General features: G+C 67.4%; 20 protein-coding genes. 10 read left to right on the top strand and 10 right to left on the bottom strand.

Annotated elements, in window-relative coordinates; all coding sequences use genetic code 11:
• The first annotated feature begins 11 nt into the window (after positions 1 to 11).
• The gene (locus AB0876_RS32745; protein ID WP_491841663.1) at positions 12 to 1,571 is read left to right on the top strand and encodes a threonine/serine exporter family protein; all 1,560 of its coding nucleotides are present in this window, start codon (positions 12 to 14) and stop codon (positions 1,569 to 1,571) included.
• Between the two features lie 9 nt (positions 1,572 to 1,580).
• On the opposite strand, the gene AB0876_RS32740 is transcribed toward AB0876_RS32745, so the two are convergent.
• A complete protein-coding gene (locus tag AB0876_RS32740; RefSeq protein ID WP_491841662.1) occupies positions 1,581 to 2,429 on the bottom strand; it encodes an SMP-30/gluconolactonase/LRE family protein in 849 nt (282 codons plus the stop codon).
• A gap of 24 nt (positions 2,430 to 2,453) precedes the next feature.
• Positions 2,454 to 2,690: a hypothetical protein gene (locus tag AB0876_RS32735; protein WP_463806336.1), complete on the bottom strand. Its 237-nt coding sequence runs from the start codon at positions 2,688 to 2,690 to the stop codon at positions 2,454 to 2,456.
• 233 nt (positions 2,691 to 2,923) lie between these two features.
• On the opposite strand from AB0876_RS32735, the gene AB0876_RS32730 reads away from it, so the two are divergent.
• The 3 genes from AB0876_RS32730 to AB0876_RS32720 are packed head-to-tail and all read left to right on the top strand — an operon-like array spanning position 2,924 to position 5,879.
• Complete coding sequence (locus AB0876_RS32730; RefSeq protein ID WP_491841661.1) at positions 2,924 to 3,331, top strand: YciI family protein; 408 nt, start codon at positions 2,924 to 2,926, stop codon at positions 3,329 to 3,331.
• A complete protein-coding gene (locus AB0876_RS32725; RefSeq protein ID WP_491841660.1) occupies positions 3,332 to 4,501 on the top strand; it encodes an RNA polymerase sigma factor in 1,170 nt (389 codons plus the stop codon).
• A 25-nt stretch (positions 4,502 to 4,526) separates the two neighbouring features.
• The gene (locus tag AB0876_RS32720; protein ID WP_491841695.1) at positions 4,527 to 5,879 is read left to right on the top strand and encodes an NAD(P)/FAD-dependent oxidoreductase; all 1,353 of its coding nucleotides are present in this window, start codon (positions 4,527 to 4,529) and stop codon (positions 5,877 to 5,879) included.
• A gap of 18 nt (positions 5,880 to 5,897) precedes the next feature.
• Here AB0876_RS32720 and AB0876_RS32715 read toward each other — a convergent pair whose 3' ends face one another.
• Complete coding sequence (locus tag AB0876_RS32715; protein WP_491841659.1) at positions 5,898 to 7,115, bottom strand: NAD(P)/FAD-dependent oxidoreductase; 1,218 nt, start codon at positions 7,113 to 7,115, stop codon at positions 5,898 to 5,900.
• A 199-nt stretch (positions 7,116 to 7,314) separates the two neighbouring features.
• Between AB0876_RS32715 and AB0876_RS32710 the strand changes: the two genes are divergently transcribed.
• The gene (locus tag AB0876_RS32710) at positions 7,315 to 7,857 is read left to right on the top strand and encodes a hypothetical protein (protein WP_491841694.1); all 543 of its coding nucleotides are present in this window, start codon (positions 7,315 to 7,317) and stop codon (positions 7,855 to 7,857) included.
• Here AB0876_RS32710 and AB0876_RS32705 read toward each other — a convergent pair.
• Positions 7,847 to 9,208 (bottom strand): TIGR01777 family oxidoreductase, encoded by a 1,362-nt coding sequence (locus AB0876_RS32705; RefSeq protein ID WP_491841658.1) that lies wholly within the window; start codon positions 9,206 to 9,208, stop codon positions 7,847 to 7,849. The two genes, AB0876_RS32710 and AB0876_RS32705, sit on opposite strands and share 11 nt — an antisense overlap.
• A 256-nt stretch (positions 9,209 to 9,464) precedes the next feature.
• Here AB0876_RS32705 and AB0876_RS32700 point away from each other — a divergent pair, with 256 nt between their 5' ends.
• Positions 9,465 to 10,259: an acyl-CoA thioesterase domain-containing protein gene (locus AB0876_RS32700; RefSeq protein ID WP_526044100.1), complete on the top strand. Its 795-nt coding sequence runs from the start codon at positions 9,465 to 9,467 to the stop codon at positions 10,257 to 10,259.
• Here AB0876_RS32700 and AB0876_RS32695 read toward each other — a convergent pair.
• The gene (locus tag AB0876_RS32695) at positions 10,256 to 10,861 is read right to left on the bottom strand and encodes a class I SAM-dependent methyltransferase (protein ID WP_526044081.1); all 606 of its coding nucleotides are present in this window, start codon (positions 10,859 to 10,861) and stop codon (positions 10,256 to 10,258) included. The genes AB0876_RS32700 and AB0876_RS32695 overlap by 4 nt on opposite strands.
• A gap of 48 nt (positions 10,862 to 10,909) precedes the next feature.
• A complete protein-coding gene (locus AB0876_RS32690; RefSeq protein WP_491841656.1) occupies positions 10,910 to 11,548 on the bottom strand; it encodes an FKBP-type peptidyl-prolyl cis-trans isomerase in 639 nt (212 codons plus the stop codon).
• Positions 11,549 to 11,764: 216 nt separating this feature from the next.
• On the opposite strand from AB0876_RS32690, the gene AB0876_RS32685 reads away from it, so the two are divergent.
• The 4 genes from AB0876_RS32685 to AB0876_RS32670 are packed head-to-tail and all read left to right on the top strand — an operon-like array spanning position 11,765 to position 14,065.
• A complete protein-coding gene (locus AB0876_RS32685; protein WP_491841655.1) occupies positions 11,765 to 12,589 on the top strand; it encodes an SH3-like domain-containing protein in 825 nt (274 codons plus the stop codon).
• 34 nt (positions 12,590 to 12,623) lie between these two features.
• Positions 12,624 to 13,349 carry a thiocyanate hydrolase subunit gamma gene (scnC, locus tag AB0876_RS32680; RefSeq protein ID WP_526044080.1) on the top strand — a complete coding sequence of 242 codons (726 nt, stop codon included), beginning with the start codon at positions 12,624 to 12,626 and terminating at the stop codon, positions 13,347 to 13,349.
• Positions 13,350 to 13,359: 10 nt separating this feature from the next.
• Positions 13,360 to 13,716, top strand: coding sequence for a thiocyanate hydrolase (locus AB0876_RS32675; RefSeq protein ID WP_526044079.1), 357 nt, complete (start codon positions 13,360 to 13,362; stop codon positions 13,714 to 13,716).
• A gap of 34 nt (positions 13,717 to 13,750) precedes the next feature.
• Positions 13,751 to 14,065 (top strand): histidine phosphatase family protein, encoded by a 315-nt coding sequence (locus AB0876_RS32670; protein ID WP_526044078.1) that lies wholly within the window; start codon positions 13,751 to 13,753, stop codon positions 14,063 to 14,065.
• A gap of 10 nt (positions 14,066 to 14,075) precedes the next feature.
• On the opposite strand, the gene tnpB is transcribed toward AB0876_RS32670, so the two are convergent.
• The 4 genes from tnpB to AB0876_RS32650 all read right to left on the bottom strand — a co-directional run bounded on the left by tnpB (position 14,076) and on the right by AB0876_RS32650 (position 16,917).
• Complete coding sequence (gene tnpB, locus AB0876_RS32665; protein WP_526044077.1) at positions 14,076 to 15,455, bottom strand: IS607 family element RNA-guided endonuclease TnpB; 1,380 nt, start codon at positions 15,453 to 15,455, stop codon at positions 14,076 to 14,078.
• On the bottom strand, positions 15,455 to 15,703 hold the full coding sequence (locus AB0876_RS32660; RefSeq protein ID WP_526044076.1) for a hypothetical protein: 249 nt from the start codon (positions 15,701 to 15,703) through the stop codon (positions 15,455 to 15,457). The genes tnpB and AB0876_RS32660 overlap by 1 nt, the downstream gene beginning before the upstream one ends.
• Before the next feature lie 208 nt (positions 15,704 to 15,911).
• The gene (locus tag AB0876_RS32655; protein ID WP_526044075.1) at positions 15,912 to 16,490 is read right to left on the bottom strand and encodes an ATPase; all 579 of its coding nucleotides are present in this window, start codon (positions 16,488 to 16,490) and stop codon (positions 15,912 to 15,914) included.
• Positions 16,491 to 16,527: 37 nt separating this feature from the next.
• Entirely contained in the window at positions 16,528 to 16,917 is a 390-nt protein-coding gene (locus AB0876_RS32650) for a TA system antitoxin ParD family protein (RefSeq protein ID WP_491841650.1), read from the bottom strand.
• Positions 16,918 to 16,971: the final 54 nt, after the last annotated feature.

Here is a 16,971-nt window from a genome sequence, read left to right as displayed (position 1 = left end):
GCTGCACACAAATGGCTGAGGAAGGATTGAACGGCAGGGACCGCTTGCGCGGCGGGCTGCGCATCGCCCTGCGGGGGCGGCGGGACCCGGCACCCGTGGCCGGCCGGCGCAGTCGCGCGTCGGCCGGGATGGGCGACGTGCACACCCGCAAGGTCCTCGACCTGACCATCCGATTGGCAGAGGTCATGCTCTCGTCGGGCTCGGGCACCGCCGACGTCGTCGCCACCGCCCAGGACGTCGCACAGGCCTACCGGCTCACCGACTGTGTCGTCGACATCACGGTGGCGACGATCATCGTCTCGGCGCTACCCACCGCGGACAGCCCGCCGGTCACGATCATGCGGGCGGTGCGCACCAGGTCGACGGACTACACCCGGCTCGCCCACCTCGACCGGCTCGTGCGGCGAATCACGTCCGGCGGTATCACGGTCGACGAGGCGCACGAGGCCATGGACGAGCTCACCGAGAGTCCACATCCGTTCCCGCGGTGGCTCGCGACCGCCGGCTGGGCGGGTTTCGCGCTGGGCATCGCAATGATGCTGGGCGGCAACTGGTTGACCTGTCTGCTGGCCAGCCTCACGGCCGCGCTGATCGACCGTGTCGGCCGCCTGCTGAATCGGATCGGCACGCCGTTCTTCTTCCAGCATGCGGTCGGGGCGGCGATCGCCACCGTGATCGCCCTGGGCGCCTACCGCTACGCCGGTCAGGGGCTCAGTGCTCTGGTCGCCACCGGGATCGTGTTGCTGCTGTCGGGCATGACCTTGGTCGGTGCCGTACAGGACGCGTTGACCGGGTACATGGTCACCGCGGTCGCGCGGCTCGGTGATGCGGTCTTTCTTTCCGCCGGGATCGTCGTCGGCATCACCGGCGCACTGCAGGCCGCCACGCTGCTCGGGTTCCAGATCGAACTGCATGTCAACACGGCCGGCACCTTCCTCACCCCGAGAGGTCCACTGCCGATCGTGTTGGCGGTTCTGGGCGCGTCGCTGGCCGGGATGTGCCTCACCATGGCCAGCTATGCGCCGCTGCGTTCGCTACCCACTGCCGGGCTCGCCGCCGGGCTGGCGGAGCTGACGCTTATCGGGCTGGGGACCGCCGGGTTCGGTCAGTGGGCGGCCACCGGGATCGCGGCGATCGGTGTCGGTTTCCTGGCCACCCTGATCTCCATTCGCCGGCAATCTCCGGCGCTGGTGACGGCGACCGCCGGCATCATGCCGATGCTGCCCGGCCTCGCGGTGTTCTGGGCGGTGTTCGCCTTCGCCGTAGACGAGAACTTCGGTGAGGGACTCGCGCACCTGCTGACCGCGGCAGCGACGGCGCTGGCACTCGGCAGCGGCGTGGTGATGGGTGAGCTGCTCGGTTCGCCGCTGCGCTACCGCGCCGGACGGATCGGTGAGTTCTTCCGTAAAGAGGGACCGCCGGGGCTGCGCCGGGCGGTGGGGCAGGTGGTCCAGTTGCAACCGGCCGACAACACGTCGGCTGCCGGCACCCCGCGCGCGGAAAGCGTCCCGTTGGAAGCGGCCCCGGCCGAGGAGCCCGAGGACGACGAGAGCGCAGAGCCCGACAACTGAGTCAGGCTGTCAGGGCGATCCGACCCCGGGCACGTCGACGCGCGCCTGCAGGATCCGTCCCGTCGAGTTGCCCGCCAACAGATCTTCGTGGCTCGTGTCGTTGACCACGAGGTAGAGCGTCCGCCCGTCGGGACCGCCCAGTGCCGGCGCCACCGCCCATCCGCGGTCGATCTCGATGCGGTGGGTGATCTCGCCGCCGGCGACGACGCGCAGGAACTCTCCGGTGTCATACGAGCCGACCCACACTCCACCCGCGGTGTCGACGCACAGTCCGTCGGGATGCCGGTCCGGGCCGAGGTCGGCGAACACAGTGGGTGCGCCGAGACTGCCGTCGGGACCGGCGGTGAACGCCAGCAGGCGGGAACCGTGGGTCTCGCTGACCACGAGGGTCGACTCATCGGGCAGCAGCCCGAGGCCGTTGGGCATCGACAGTCCGGTGGCGACGATCTTCACGGTGCCGTCGGCGCCAACCAGTCCGATTCCGCCCGTCAGGCCGCGGCCGTCAGCGATATAGAGGTCGACATACGTCCGGCCGTCCGGCGCGACCAGCAGATCGTTGGTGGACCACGCGATGTCGCTCAGGTCGTAGCCGGCCGTCACGTTTCCGTGCGCGTCGGCATGGTGCAGCTCCGCCGAGAAGAGAGTCGACACCACGAGCGTCCCGTCGGGTAGCCACCCGAGTCCGGAGGCACGCGCGAGTTCGACCTCGACGGCGAGGTCACCTGCGGCACCGGCCGAGTACACCCGGCCGGCCAGGCCGTCGGTGAACCACAGGCGATCTCCGTGCCAACGCGGCCCCTCGCCGTAGACGATCCCGTCGACGAACGGGACGGCGGCGATGGCCTCGACGGACGTCATCGGGCCGTCAGGTCCGGTACTGGATCAGGTGAACGGAAGGAAGTCGCCGTTGACCCAGACGCCCCAGTGACCGCCGGCGGGCAGGTTCCACCAGACCATCGGGTGGCCCTGCCACGTCTCGGCCGGCTTCTTCGGCGCGTTCGGCGGCGGCGGGAGGCTCGGATCGGGATCGGCGCTCGCGGTGGCCGCGCCGAAGCCGAGTGCGGCGCCGATCAGGCCTGCGGCCGCGAAGGTCGCCACGGCTGCCTTGCTCAGGAACATGAATGCCACCTCGGTGCTCGAATCTGAACTTGGATAGTCGAAGCTTAGCCAATCGAACTGATCGGTTGTGCACCTGTGGTCGGACGACGGGCGTATTGGTCATCCTGAACCCGCGCGACGTGGTCTGACACCGAGATGAGAAATATTTCCGTTCTCGATGTCGAGAACGCGGCGACGGCTCCGTCCCTGAGGTGAGCGACCAACTAGGGTCGCGAATCTGAAGGGAGAATCTCATGGCCAAGTACCTGTTTCTCAAGCACTACCGAGGTGCCCCGGCGTCGGTCAACGACATTCCGATGGACCAGTGGACACCGGACGAGATCCAGGCCCACATCCAGTACATGAACGATTTCGCCGATCGGCTCAAGGACACCGGTGAGTACGTCGACAGTCAGGCCCTGGCCCCGGAGGGCACGTGGGTCCAGTACGGCGGCGAGGGCAAGCCACCGGTGACCGACGGCCCGTTCGCCGAGACCAAGGACCTGATCGCGGGCTGGATGCTCGTCGATGTCGACTCGTATGAACGCGCCGTCGCACTGGCCGGAGAACTGTCGGCGGCGCCCGGTGCGGGCGGGCAGCCGATCCACGAGTGGCTGGAGGTGCGTCCGTTCCTCACCGCCCCACCGACTGTCACCGAGTAGATGGACGCCGGTGCGGTGGACGAGGCCCAGCTCCGGGATCTGATTCCCGGTGTCCTGGCCGCCCTCGTCCACCGTGGGGCCGACTTCGCGACAGCCGAGGACGCCGTGCAGGAGGCCTTGGTCCGAGCCTGGGAGACCTGGCCGCACGGACGGCCCGACGATCCCAAGGGCTGGTTGATCACCACGGCGTGGCGCAGGTTCCTCGACCTCACCCGGTCCGATGCTGCCCGGCGCAACCGCGAGGTCCGGGTTTCGGCGGAGCCGGCCGCCGGGCCGACCCCCGCGGACGACGACACCTTGCAGCTCTACTTCCTGTGCGCGCACCCGAACCTGACCTCCTCGGCAGCTGTCGCGCTGACACTGCGTGCGGTCGGTGGCCTGACCACCCGCCAGATCGCGCAGGCCTATCTGGTGCCGGAAGCGACGATGGCGCAACGGATCAGCCGAGCCAAGCGCACCGTGGCCGCCGTTCGGCTGGATCGTCCCGGCGATCTGCGCACCGTGCTGCGGGTGCTGTATCTGGTGTTCAACGAGGGCTACAGCGGCGATGTCGACCTGGCCGCCGAGGCGATCAGGCTCGCCCGCCGGCTGGCGCGCACCACCGACGATCCGGAAGTCAGCGGTCTGCTGGCGTTGTTCCTGCTGCACCACGCCCGGCGCCCGGCGCGTACCCGGGCCGACGGGACCCTGGTTCCTCTCGCCGAGCAGGACCGCGCGCTGTGGCGGCGCGATCTCATCACCGAGGGCGTGTACGTGCTGCAAGCCGCCCTGGCCCGCGACCGGCTCGGGGAGTATCAGGCCCAGGCGGCGGTGGCGGCGCTGCACGCCGACGCCCAGTCCGCCGAGGAGACCGACTGGGTGCAGATCGTCGAGTGGTACGACGAACTCGTCGCACTCACCGACAGCCCGGTGGTACGCCTCAACCGCGCAGTCGCGTTGGGTGAAGCCGATGGGCCGCAGGCGGGTTTGGCGGCACTCGCCGAACTCGACTCGGCGTTGCCACGCCACACCGCTGCGGCGGCCTACCTTCACGAGCGGGCAGGGGACATCTCAACGGCGGCACGGCTGTACGTGCAGGCTGCGGCCGAGGCGCATTCGCTGGCCGAGCGCAACCACCTCACCTTGCGCGCATCCGCGCTGCACGGTCGCATTTCCAGCGACGGCGGTTAACCTCCTAGTTGTGGGCAACAGTCGGATGAGAGTGTTGATCATCGGTGGGGGATTCGGCGGGCTGTTCTGTGCCCGTCGATTGGGCGGAGTCGACGTCGACGTGACCCTGCTCGATCGGGCGGCGGGACACCTGTTCCAGCCGCTGCTCTACCAATGCGCCACCGGGACCTTGGGCTTCGGCCAGATCAGCCGACCGCTGCGCGAGGAGTTCGAGCGTCACCGCAACGTCACCACGTTGCTCGGTGACGCGATCCACCTCGACCCCGAGTTGCGGCGGGTCACCGCCCGCCGGCCGGATGAGACGACGTTCACCCTCGACTACGACGTCCTCGTCGTGGCCGCGGGCATGCAGCAGTCCTACTTCGGCAAAGAACATTTCGCGGAGTGGGCGCCCGGGATGAAGACACTCGACGACGCACTCAACATCCGGCAGCGGGTTTTCACCGCATTCGAGATTGCCGAGACACTGCCACCGGGTCCGGAGCGCGACGGTTGGCTCACGTTCGCCGTCGCCGGCGGCGGTCCGACCGGGGTCGAGCTGGCCGGGCAGATCCGTGAGATGGCCACGCGCACCTTGGCTCACGAGTTTCACAGCATCGAGCCCAAGGAAGCCCGGGTGCTGCTGTTCGACGGCGGGGAACGGGTGCTGAAGGCCTTCTGCTCCGAGTTGGGGGAGAAGGCGACGAAGTCGCTGCAGAAACTGGGCGTCGAGTTGCACATGGGAGTCCACGTGACCGACGTCAACCGGGACGGGGTGACCGTCAGCCCGAAAGCCGGTGGTCCCGATGAGCAGTACGCGGCACGAACCGTGTTGTGGACGGCGGGGGTTGAAGCCGTGCCGTTCGCCCGCCACCTCGCCCAGGTGCTGGAAGTCGAGGCCGATCGCAGCGGGAGAATCGCTGTGGGGCCTGATCTTTCGATCGACGGCCGTCCAGAGATCTTCGTGATCGGAGATCTGGCCGGCCGGGAGAACCTGCCGGGTGTCGCCGAGAACGCGATGCAGGGCGGGCTCCACGTGGCCTCGTGCGTTCGCCGGGAACTCGCCGGGAAACCCCGGCGGCCGTTCCGCTACCGGGACCTCGGCTCGGCGGCGTACATCGCGCGCCGACAGGCACTGCTGCAGGTCGGCCCGGTCAAGCTCGCCGGCTTCTTCGGTTGGCTGGCTTGGGGTTTCATCCATATCGCATTCCTCACCGGCGTACGCAACCGCGCCAGCACGGTGACCACCTGGCTGACCACCATCGCCCGCGAGAACCGCGGGCACCGTGCGTTCATGCTCGGAGCGACCGGCCTTCCCGAGCAGCGCTATACGTGGACCACGTGGGACGCGCTGACACCGCCGCCACCCGAGACACCGCCGGACGGGAACGGCCGCTAGGACCTGCCGGGCGGAGCGTTAGCCGCCTCGGGCCGGCCTGGTCTGAAGATCGGGTGCGGCGGCTGCGAGCAGGGCCTGCCGATCGCCCGTCAACGGCGGGTAGATCCGTTCGGTGTTGATGGTCTTCTTGGTGGCCTTGGCCACCGTACCCGTGGCCACGACATGTCGGTCCCAGCCCTCGGTGTAGACGGCGCCGGCCGGACCGAGATCGAGAACGGTGACATACCAGGGGATTCGCAGTGCGCGCAGGGGCAGGTCGAGGAGGTCGCCGACCACGTTGTACCCGGCGTAACGCCCCATCGGCCTGCCGTGTTGACACGACATCACCGACGGGTGAGTATCGTCGATCGGCGCGGCGGCCACATCGCCGGCCGCGAACACCGCGGGCACACCCTCGACGCGGAGGTACTCGTCGACGGGTAGTCGACCGAACCGGTCCAGCGTCACCGGCAGTTGGGCCGTCAGCGGGTTGGCCCGCATCCCCGCACACCACACCACGGTTGCCGCCGGCACCACCGCGCCGGACGACAAGGTAGCGGCACCGATGTCGACGGAGGTCACACCGACACCGGTCATCACCTGAACTCCGTTGTCGGACAATGCAGTTTCGATCACCGGGCGTGCCGAGTCGCCCATATCCGAGCCCACCTGCGGGTTGTGGTCGACGAGCACGACCTTCGGCGTAACGCGGCCATCGAAGAGCGCGGACAGCCGCGAGGGCAGTTCGCACGCGGTCTCGATACCGGTGAGCCCGGCTCCGACGACAACGACCGTGCCGGCGCCCGATATCTGCGGATTGGCGGCCAACATGTCCAGGTGATCGGCGAGGCGCCTGGCACCGTCGAATGTATCGACGTCGAAACCGAATTCGGCCAGCCCCGGAACATTCGGTCGGGCGACCCGGCTGCCGGCGGCCAGCACCAGCCGGTCGTAGCCGACGACGCGCGTTCGGCCATCCTGCAATGCGGTGACGTTCCGGGCTTCGGCGTCGATTGCCGTGACCTCGGCGACAACGTGATCCACACCGACGGGATCCAGCAGCTTGTGCAACGGGATTCGGCAGTCGTCGAGATCGGTCTCGTAGTTGCGCACGCGAATGTCGTGAAAGGGACGCTCACTGACCACGGTGATCTGCACGCCGCGGGCCGCCGCTCCGAGTTCGTCGATGCGTCTGGCGGCCCCGAGCGCGGCCCACAGCCCGGCGAAACCCGATCCGACGATCAGTACCCGAGACACGGTTTCAGCCTGCCACGCGAGGCACACCGGGTCGCCCGGACGCGCTCGAAGGGTTCTTGCCGGCGGCGCTCTAACCCAGCGCGTCCCCAGGGCGGTATGCGACGATGCACGGACCGCCCTGACTCCTGAAGGAGTTTTGCGGATGCATCGAGAGAGGACCGCCGGACAGATGACCGAAGCGCACCGCGCCACGCTTGCCATCAAGGGGGCCAAGCTCGCGATCGCAGGCCTGACCGCCGTCGGTGTCATGCTGGCCGCGGCAGGACAGGCCGCAGCGGACCCCGTCCTGCCTGATCCGGCGCCCGCACCGGCAGACCCCGCACTGGCAGCGCCGCCGCCGGCACCGGCCGGTCCGCCGCAGGTGCCCGAGATCGCCAACCCCGTGTACGGCTCGGGCCAGTATGGCGGCGGCCCGATCGGCACGCTCAGGGATCTCTGGCATCAAGCCCACGACCCGGGCGGCTTCCAGGGCGGCGGGGGAGCACCCGAAGGTGTCGCTCCGCCTCCCGGCGCCGGCCCGGCACCTCCGCTGCCGCCCGGATACAAATCGATCAACGCGCCCGGCTCGGAGACACCGGTCACCGCGCCGGCTCCGGGTAGCGCTCCCGCCGGCCCGGCGCTGCCGCCCGGGTACTACTCGCTCAACGGCCCGCCGCCGCCCGGATACGAGTTCAACTCGCCGGGGCAGCAACCTGCTGCGCCGCCGGGACCCGCTGCACCCCCTGGGGCTCCTACGCCGTAGCCGGGCGGCCCAATACGTGGGCCAGCGCCTGCTCCAAGTGCGGATGGCGAAAGCTGTGCTCGGCGGCCGTCAGGATCGCGGGAACCGCCCGCTGGCTGGCGCACGCCAGTTCGCGGGCACCCTGGTCGCCCAGCAGTAGCCTTGGGCCCAGCGTGGGCACCGGCAGAATGGTCGGTCGGCGCAGAACGTGGCCGAGCGTGTCGGTGTATTCGGCGTTGCGCACCGGCTCCGGTGCCACCGCGTTGACCGGGCCCGACAGCTGCTCGTCCCACAATGCGCGGTGGTAGATGTCGACCAGGTCGTCGATACCGATCCAGGGCAACCACTGTTGCCCGTCGCCGATGCGGCCGCCGAGTCCGGCGGCGAACAGCGGACGCAGCAGCCGTAACGTGCCGCCGCTCGGTGACTGGACGATTCCGGTGCGGATGCGCACCACCCGGGTGCCTGATCGTTGCGCCGGGGCCAGCGCGTCTTCCCAGTCCGCCACCACATCGGCGAGGAAGCCGTCTCCGCGCTCGCTGGTCTCGGTGAGAACCTCGTCGCCGCGGTCGTATCCGTACAAGCCGACCGCCGAGGCGCTGACGACCACTTGTGGACCGGGGTCGGTGCCGGCGATCAGTTCCGCGAGCCGGCGGGTCGGCTCGATACGGCTGTCGCGGATCGCACGGCGGTGCCCTTCGGTGAACCGGCCGGCGATCGACGCGCCGGCCAGGTGGATGACGGCGTCCACCCCGTCGAACAGTTGTGGGTCAGGGTTGTCCGGGTTCCATTGCCGCTCATCAGGTTTGGTTGCTCCATGGCGCACCAGCCGGATCACCCGGTGGCCGCCGGTGCTCAGGAACGCCGTCAACGCAGACCCCACCAGTCCGGACGCTCCGGTGACCGCGATCGTCAGCGGCGGCAGGCCTCCTGCGTGGGCACTTCGGTGGGCGGCGAGGTCGTCGGCAAGCTGGCGGTGACGGTAGACGAACATCGGGCGAAGGAAACGGCCGGGCACCGGCGTCTCGACGCGATCGGTCATCCGGGTGTGGGTCGCATCGATCGCGTCGAATTCATGAATGTGCTTCCAGCGCACCGCCAATGCCGCGGGTAGCGAGGCCGGACCGCCGGCGGCGATCTCGTCGACGAAGCGCCGTGGTGGGTCGTAGCCGTCAGCCTGGTGCTGAGCCACCCACCGCAAACCGCCGGGCAGCGCGAGTTCGGCACGGCCGTCACGCAGCGAGGCCGCCTCGGATCTGAGCGTCATGGCTTGCCACGGTGGTGACAGCCTGGCGAACGCGCCGGGGCGGCCGTGCCAGGCGAAGACTTCTTCCTGCGGGGCGTCGATGATGCTGGAGTACACCAATCCCATCGGCCGACGTTACCCGCAGAATCGCACCTATGCCGCGGCCCGCCCCTCATGCCAGCGGCCACTTATTGCACGCGAATCACTGGTCTACGTGTCATAAGTGGCCACTGGGAGGCACAGGCTCAGGTCAAGATGATGCAGGCGCGCCATCCGGGGCGGGCATCCACCTATATCGTCATGCCAACTGTAGCCAACTCTGTAATAGAGTCCGTAGCGGCCCGATGGTCGGACGAGAGGTGTACGTGTGGAACGCACTGCGATGACGCCGTTCTTTGTGAGCACTGACGACGGGTTCGTGCCCAACGAAATCGCCCACGGAGGATGGGGGCCGACGCTGGGCGGTCAGGTGGTCGGCGGTCTGCTGGCCCGGGCGGTGGAAGAACTCGTCAGCGACGCGGACCTGCAACCGGCGCGATTCACCGTGGAGATACTGCGTCGGGTCGCCAGCGCTGCGGTTCGTGTCTCTGCGTCGGTGGTGCGAGCGGGTTCGCGGATGCAAGCGGTCGATGCGGTGATGACCCAGGACGGTGACGTGGTGGCCCGGGCTTCGGCGCTGTATCTGAGACGCGGCGCCCAACCTGACGGCGAGTTCTGGACCACCGGGATCGAGCTGCCTCCGTTACCGGAGGAACCGGCGGAATTCGACGACGCCATGCCCATGTTCATCCGAGCGCATGGAGCGGACCCGGACTGGTCGGGTGAGGGGTTCCCGTGGCAGCAGTGTGGGCCTCGGTACGCGTGGTTGCGCGAAGTCCGGCAGCTGGTCGATGGCGAAGAGCTCACGCCGTTCGTGCGCGCGGCGCTGGCAGTCGACGTCACGAGTTCGATGTGCAATTTCAGTTCCGCCGGTTTGGCTTTCATCAATGCCGACTACACACTGGCCCTCAGCAGGTTGCCGGTGGGTCCCTACATCGGCATGGCGGCGGTGACCCACACCAGTGCCGAGGGCGTGGCCACCGCCAGTGCGTGCCTGTACGACACGTCGGGACCGATCGGCACCGGGTTGTCCACTGCGATAGCCAATTTCAACTTCAGTCCGAACGGCTCCGGCTAGTCACGGCGCAGGATGGCCACCAGGAAGTCTGAGTCATCGGTGAACGGGCGCAGATCCCAGGTGGACAGCAACAGGTCGGTGGTGAACCCGGCCGCGGCCGCATCGTCGAAGAACTGACCGAAGTCGTAGTCGCGACCGGCCCCGAATCCGATCACCGCGCGGCCGTCGTCGGCGAGATGCGCGTGCAACCGAGTCAGAACCTGAACCCGGGTGCTCGGGGCGAGGAAGGTCATCACGTTTCCGGCCGACACGATGATGTCGAACGGATCGGCGATGCCGCGCGCCGGCAGGTCGAGCTCGGCGAGATCGCCGACGAGCCAACGCGGACCGGGATGGTCGTTCTCGGCCGCCTCGATCAGTACCGGGTCGACGTCGACGCCGACCACCTGATGCCCGGCCTCGGCGAGGTATCCACCCACCCGGCCGGGGCCACAGCCGGCGTCGAGAATGCGGGCATCGCGCGATGCCATCGCGTCCACCAGACGCGCCTCGCCGGCCAGGTCCTGACCGGCGCGCTCCATGGCGCGGAAGCGCTCGACGTACCAATCCGAATGCCCGGGATCGGCTGCGACCTTCTGCATCCAGATGCTGCGCTCGACCATGGAAGCATTGTCGCAAGCCTGCCCCGGGCCCCGGGCGGGCGGTGTGACTCAGCCCTTGGCGTCGAGGATCTTGATCGCGAAGATCAGCGAGTCACCCGGCTGGATACCCGCGGCAGGCTGACCCTGGGGGTAACCGTCGGCAGAAGTCATCGCGACTGCCACCGTGGATCCGACCTTCTGCCCGGAGATGGCCTTCTGGAAGCCGGGCACAACACCGTTGAGGGGGAAGTCGACCGGTTCGCCGCGTTCGTAGCTGCTGTCGAACACCGAACCGTCGCGCCCGTTGACACCCATGTAGCAGACCGAAACATTCGCCGAGGGCGCGACGACCGGCCCGTCGCCGGCCTTCAGCGTGTGCACCTGGGTCTCGGCCACGCTGAACGGTCCGGTCACCTGCACCACGGGTGCAGCCGTGTCGGTGGACCCGGTGACCGCGACACTGCCGGTCGACCCGGACACCGTCCATTCGGGGGTGCCGGCGTTCTGCGGTGCTGCCGTGGGACAGGTGCTGGCTTCGGTTGCGGTCTCGGCGATCGAGGGGGTGAGTACCTCGGCGACCGAGGGCGTGCTCGTCGAGGCCGACGACGCAGCGGTATCCGTGTCGGAGCCGCATGCGGCGAGCGTCATGGTCAACGAAGCGGCACAGGCCACGAACGCAACGGTGGAAGGCACGCGAAAGGAGTTCATGCGCGTCACGGTACAGCGGCGCGGGGTTTCGCCTGCCGATAGCCGCGTGATGGGGTCCGGGCGGACAAAGTTTCGCAGCTGAATCCTCTCGTCATTGTGAAAATTCAAATACCTGCTTCAGCGGGCCGGGAAGATTGCCTGACCGGCACCGGTCCGGTGTTTGCCCGTGATAGCGTCGCCGCAGGCAAACCGTTTATCCATCCGAGGACACGGAATATGGCCAACAATTCCATGGGCGACTTTGTCAGCCAGTTGCGTCCGGCATTGCATCGGTTGCAGGACTGGCCCTATCCGGATCAGATCGATCGGACGCTCTTCAGCGCCTTCATGAAGAACCCGCATGATGTCGGCGGCGATCCCGACGCGCCGGCGATCTTCGAGGAGAAGCAAGAAGAGGCGTGGGAACTCAATACGTTCGTCACGTGTGAGGTTCTCGGCTGGCGTGGCATCTGGACGTCGGAAGAACGACGGCGGCTCGGAAACGTCGATGTGGGCCGGACGATCTATCACGGCTTTCCCTATTACGGGCGATGGGTGTGGGCTATCGCCCGGTGCCTCGTCGAGAAGGACCACATCACGCTTCGCGAGTTGCTCGAGCGCGTCGACGAGGTGCGCGCAAGGGTTACCACTGGTGCTGCCGACGCCCTGTCGGCCGCACCGCGCGGGGTGGGCGATCCGGCGGCGGTCCCCAGGAACCGCCATCACATCGAGGCGCTCGGAAAGGGCGACCCCCAGCGGTTCGCCGGCCAGGCCGGCGCTCCTCGATTCGCCGTCGGCGATCGGGTGCAGGTGCGGGATCTGCCGACCATCTTCTACACCCGCACCCAGGAGTATCTGCGCGGGAAGCCGGGGACCATCGCCGAGGTGTCTTACGAAAGCCTGGTACCCGAGGACGAGGCATTCGACCGTGAAGAGCAGAAGCCTCAGTGGTTCTACATCGTGCGCTTCAACATGACCGACGTGTGGGACCCGTATGCGGGCGCCGAGGGCGACACCCTGCAGGCCGAGATCTCCGAATTGTGGTTGCGGCCGCTCGGCTAGACCGCTGATTCGACGGAACGAACAGGAACCCGACATGACGCACGACGACGCGGCGCACACGCATGACGACGCACCGGAACGGCACGCAGCACCCATGGTCGAGGAGGTGACCGATTTCGAGGTCCTGGAAATCGCGCTCCGCGAATTGGCGATCGAGAAGGGCCTCTTCACCGCGGAAGACCACCGGCACTACACCGAGTTCGTCGAGCAGATCGGCCCGGCGCCGGGGGCGCGACTCGTCGCGAAGGCGTGGGTCGATCCGGATTACAAGCAGCTGGTACTCCAGGATCCCATTGCCGCCAGCCGCGAAGTGGGGATCGACTGGCTGCACCCGACCGGCTTCGGGACACCCAGTGATTTCACGGCTTTGGAGGTCCTGGAGAACACACCGAGTTTGCACCACGTGATTGTCTGCACTTTGTGTTCGTGTTATCCGCGGCCGTTGCTCGGGAATTCTCCCGAGTGGTACCGGACACCCAACTATCGACGCCGAATTGTGCGTTGGCCGCGTCAGGTTCTCGGTGAGTTCGGGCTTTTCCTGCCCGACGATGTCGAAATCCGCGTCGAGGACTCCAATTCCAAACGTCGGTTCCTGGTGCTGCCGGTCCGACCCGCCGGAACCGAGGGTTGGACCGAGGAGCAACTTGCCGAGATCGTCACCCGCGACTGCATGATCGGTGTCGCCTTGCCCAAGCCCGGGGTGACCGCGAACGCGTCGCGACCGGTGCATCCCGCGGTCCGCCCGGCCGAGGGGTACTGAGGGGCAGTCGATGACCGACGAAGATGACGTCACCACAGTCAGGGTGAGGACGCTGGAACAGATGGTCGGTCGGGGGCAGTCGTGGCCCCGCATGGCGCAGAAGTACGGCGTCTCGAATCCGGTTCCGCCCTGGAAGTCGAGTCTGGACGGGATGTGCGACGCGCTTGACCACGAGGGGGTCACGCTGCCGCTGCTCACTCGTCGAACCGATGAGGACCGCCTGGTCCAAGAGGTCTATGTGACGCTGCCGTATCCAGAGAATCAGCTTGTCGCACTGACGCATTCGTTGGTGGCCAGGCATGTCATCGACGAAGAGACACTGGCCCAGCGGATGCGCGACGTCCGGACCCGCCTCGAGGAGGCCTGACCCGGCCGGTAGATCGTTTCGATACGGTCGGGGGATGGGCCGGACGCTCTATGTGGTCACCCACCCGGAAGCCACCCACCATGTCGATGGGTTGGTCGGGGGATGGTACGACTCGGACCTGACCGCGAAGGGATTGCGAGACGCTCACACCATCGCGGAGGCGTTGCGGGCACGAGTTCCCGGGACGGCCGCGGTGAATGTGGTGTCGTCGGACTTGCTGCGGGCGCAGCGAACTGCCGCCGTGATCGCCGAAACCTTCCGCACCGCCGAAGTTTTGGATCCGCGCCTTCGAGAGAATTCATACGGAGAAGCCGGCGGCGTGGATCAAGATGCCGTTGCAAGTGAGTGATCTTTAGTGGTCACGCGACTTGCACCCCGTCTCGGGGTTGTTCGGCAGCCCTGGGGCTGCGTCCCTTCCGCGCTTCACGGCCACCAGCCCGACTCGGTCGGGTCTTACGGTCGGCTCCACGCTTGACGGCGGCCCCAACTGGGCCGACGACACTAGATGGTTCCTCGTAGCGTGCGAGGTTTACAGCAGCGCAATCGTCACGCTGATGAGTGGCCGAACACAGTTCGCATTGCCAGTGTTCGGCCCAGCCGATGTCCTGGACATGCCGGCAGGCATGGCAGGTTTTCGACGACGGGAACCAGCGGTCAGCGACCACCAGTCGCGATCCATACCAGCCTGTCTTGTAGACCAGGTGGCGTCTTGGGGTGCCCAGGGCGGAATCGGAGAGTCCACGCCGTCGGGCGCGGGCACCTGGCAGAACTTTTTGTCGCAACATCCCCGAAACGTCGAGGCCTTCGACCACGATGCGGCCGTGAGTTTTGGCCAATCGTATTGTCAGGACGTGCAAATGATGTGTGCGGACATCGTTGACCCGACGATGCAGCCGGGACATCTCTCTGGTGCGCTCACGATACTGGCGTGAGCCTTTCGAGCAGCGCGAGCGGGCACGGCTGACGTGCCGCAACGCGGTGAGTGCCGCATCGAGCGGGCGGGGATTGGCTACCTGCTCGATCACGGCACCGCCAGAGTCGGCGACGGTGGCCAGACGCCGGACCCCCACGTCGACCCCGACTCGTGAATGAGGTTGAGCCACACAGGGTTGCTGCGGTCGTTGCACCAGCACTCGCACACTCGCGTCCAGTCGAGTGCCGTTGCGGCGCACGCTGATCGCCAACACCCTCGCCCGCCCGTTGGCGATGAGCCGTTCGATCCGGCGAGTGTTCTCATGGGTACGGACCGTGCCGATCACGGGCAGGGTGAGATGCCGGCGATCGGGTTCGACGCGCATCGCCCCGGTGGTGAAACACACCCGATCGGCGTCGCGGCCCTTTCTCTTGAACCGCGGGAAACCCACTCGCTTACCAGCACGCTTGCCAGCACGGGACTGCTGCCAGTTCCAGTACGCCGCGACGGCGCCCGCGACACCGTCGGCGTAGGCCTCCTTCGAGCACTCACGCCACCACACTTGCCCGGTCTCAGAGTTGACACACACCTGGTCCTTGGCCTGGTTCCAGCGGTCCCGCATCCCCCGGAAAGACGGCTTCGCCGTATCAACACCGGTAGCATGCCAGGCCGCGATATCAGCGTGCAGTGTGGCCACAGTCCAGTTGAAGGCCTTACGCCGGGCGCCGAAATGCCGAGCTAACGCACGGGCCTGGTCCTCGGACGGATCCAACGTGAACCGGAACGCCTGTACACCCCACCCGTCGGGCACCTCGAATCGGGCCATCACGCCGCCCACGCATCATCGGTCGCAGCGGCAGCGGCAGCGAGAGCGCGCTTGGCCCGACTCTGTGCAGCGCGTCTGCCGTAGCTCCGGGCACACAATGAGGTCAGGATCTCGGCCACCGCCGCATCATTCAAAAGAACGAGCCGACCTACGCGCCGCGCAGGCGCCGGCACCAGGCCAACGTGAAACCAGCGATACGCAGCTACCCGCACAACACCGTTGCGCACAGCCCACGCCGGCAGATTCATACACCCGTTCCTACAGCACACCACCGACAACAAACGACCACTCACACCGCAACAGCTGACAGCCCCTGGCGTCGGTCGGCTATGTCAACTTCGCGGGGAAAGCCGGCAGCATCACCACTTTGTACGAGGATGACCGCTTTCGTAACCGCCAGGTGCTGGAACTCTCCGCGACACAACACCTGGCAGCCGCGGACCCGAGCTGAGGTCGCTACCGGTTCCATCGGGCATTGAGCGTCGCCGGCGTCCATGTCGGCCACCTGGGTGATCCGACGACGAACCCGCCGGCGATCTGAGCGACGATCCGCGGACCCGTGACAGTGCTGTTGTCGTAGAACGTTGCCAAGTCCACCCGGGTCGCGGCGATTGCGACGAGATCCCAAAGGCGTTGGTAGCGTTCACGAATCTTCGCCTCGGGGACATGGTGGCCGCCCGCCTGCACACGGTGGCGCACTCGTAGCACCGCCAGTTCTTCAGGAATCAGGATGCAATGCAGGATCACGGTGTATCCGGCGGCCTGGGCGTCGTCGATGAGTACGAGTTTGGAGGGATGGGAGAACACGGTCTCAGCGATGAAGGACTCGCCGAGTTCGATGAGTTTGCTCCGGGTTTCGGCAGCGACCAGCGCAGCCTCATACGAGTGCGGGGCCGGATCCGCGGGCCAGCGACGCTTGGCGATCTCGTCCGCGTTGACGAAAGGGCTGCCCGGAAGCAGAGGGGAGAGAGTGAGTTCGACGAAAGTGGACTTGCCGGCGCCGTTACATCCGACGACGAGATCGAGACGCTTCACTGCGCGACGGTGCGGCCCGTGTCAGCGTGAGGCGGGATCACTGCTGCGGCGTCAGCACCGTGGTGCTGCCGTCGGGCTGGTACTGCACCATCTCGCCGTGCTCGTCGAGGGCGACCGTGGTGATGCCGCGGGCGGCCAGCGTCGCACCGTAGTCGGCGCGGGCCAAACTCTCCTCGATGGAGGCCGCGATCTCGGCGTCGAACACCGCGCCTTCCTCGGCGGTCAGCTCCCGAAGCGCGATATCGCCGGCCAGGGCGGCCTCGACCTTCCGGCGGGCGGCGCTGTGCCGGCTCGACACGGCACGACCCACCCGCGCCCAGTGGTCGAGTTGCTGCTTGGCCGACCGGCTCTGACGTGCACCTTCTGCGGCCGCACTGTCGACGAGGTCCGCGGCGAAACGGGTCACCCGATCTGCGGTCTCGGTCATGAGAACCTCCCTGGTAGCACTCTGAAACAAGCGTAGCAGAATGCAACGGGGTTG

The organism is Mycobacterium sp. NPDC049093 (assembly GCF_040704635.1).
In the GTDB taxonomy this organism is placed as follows: domain Bacteria; phylum Actinomycetota; class Actinomycetes; order Mycobacteriales; family Mycobacteriaceae; genus Mycobacterium.
This window is presented reverse-complemented; position numbering and strand designations above follow the sequence as displayed.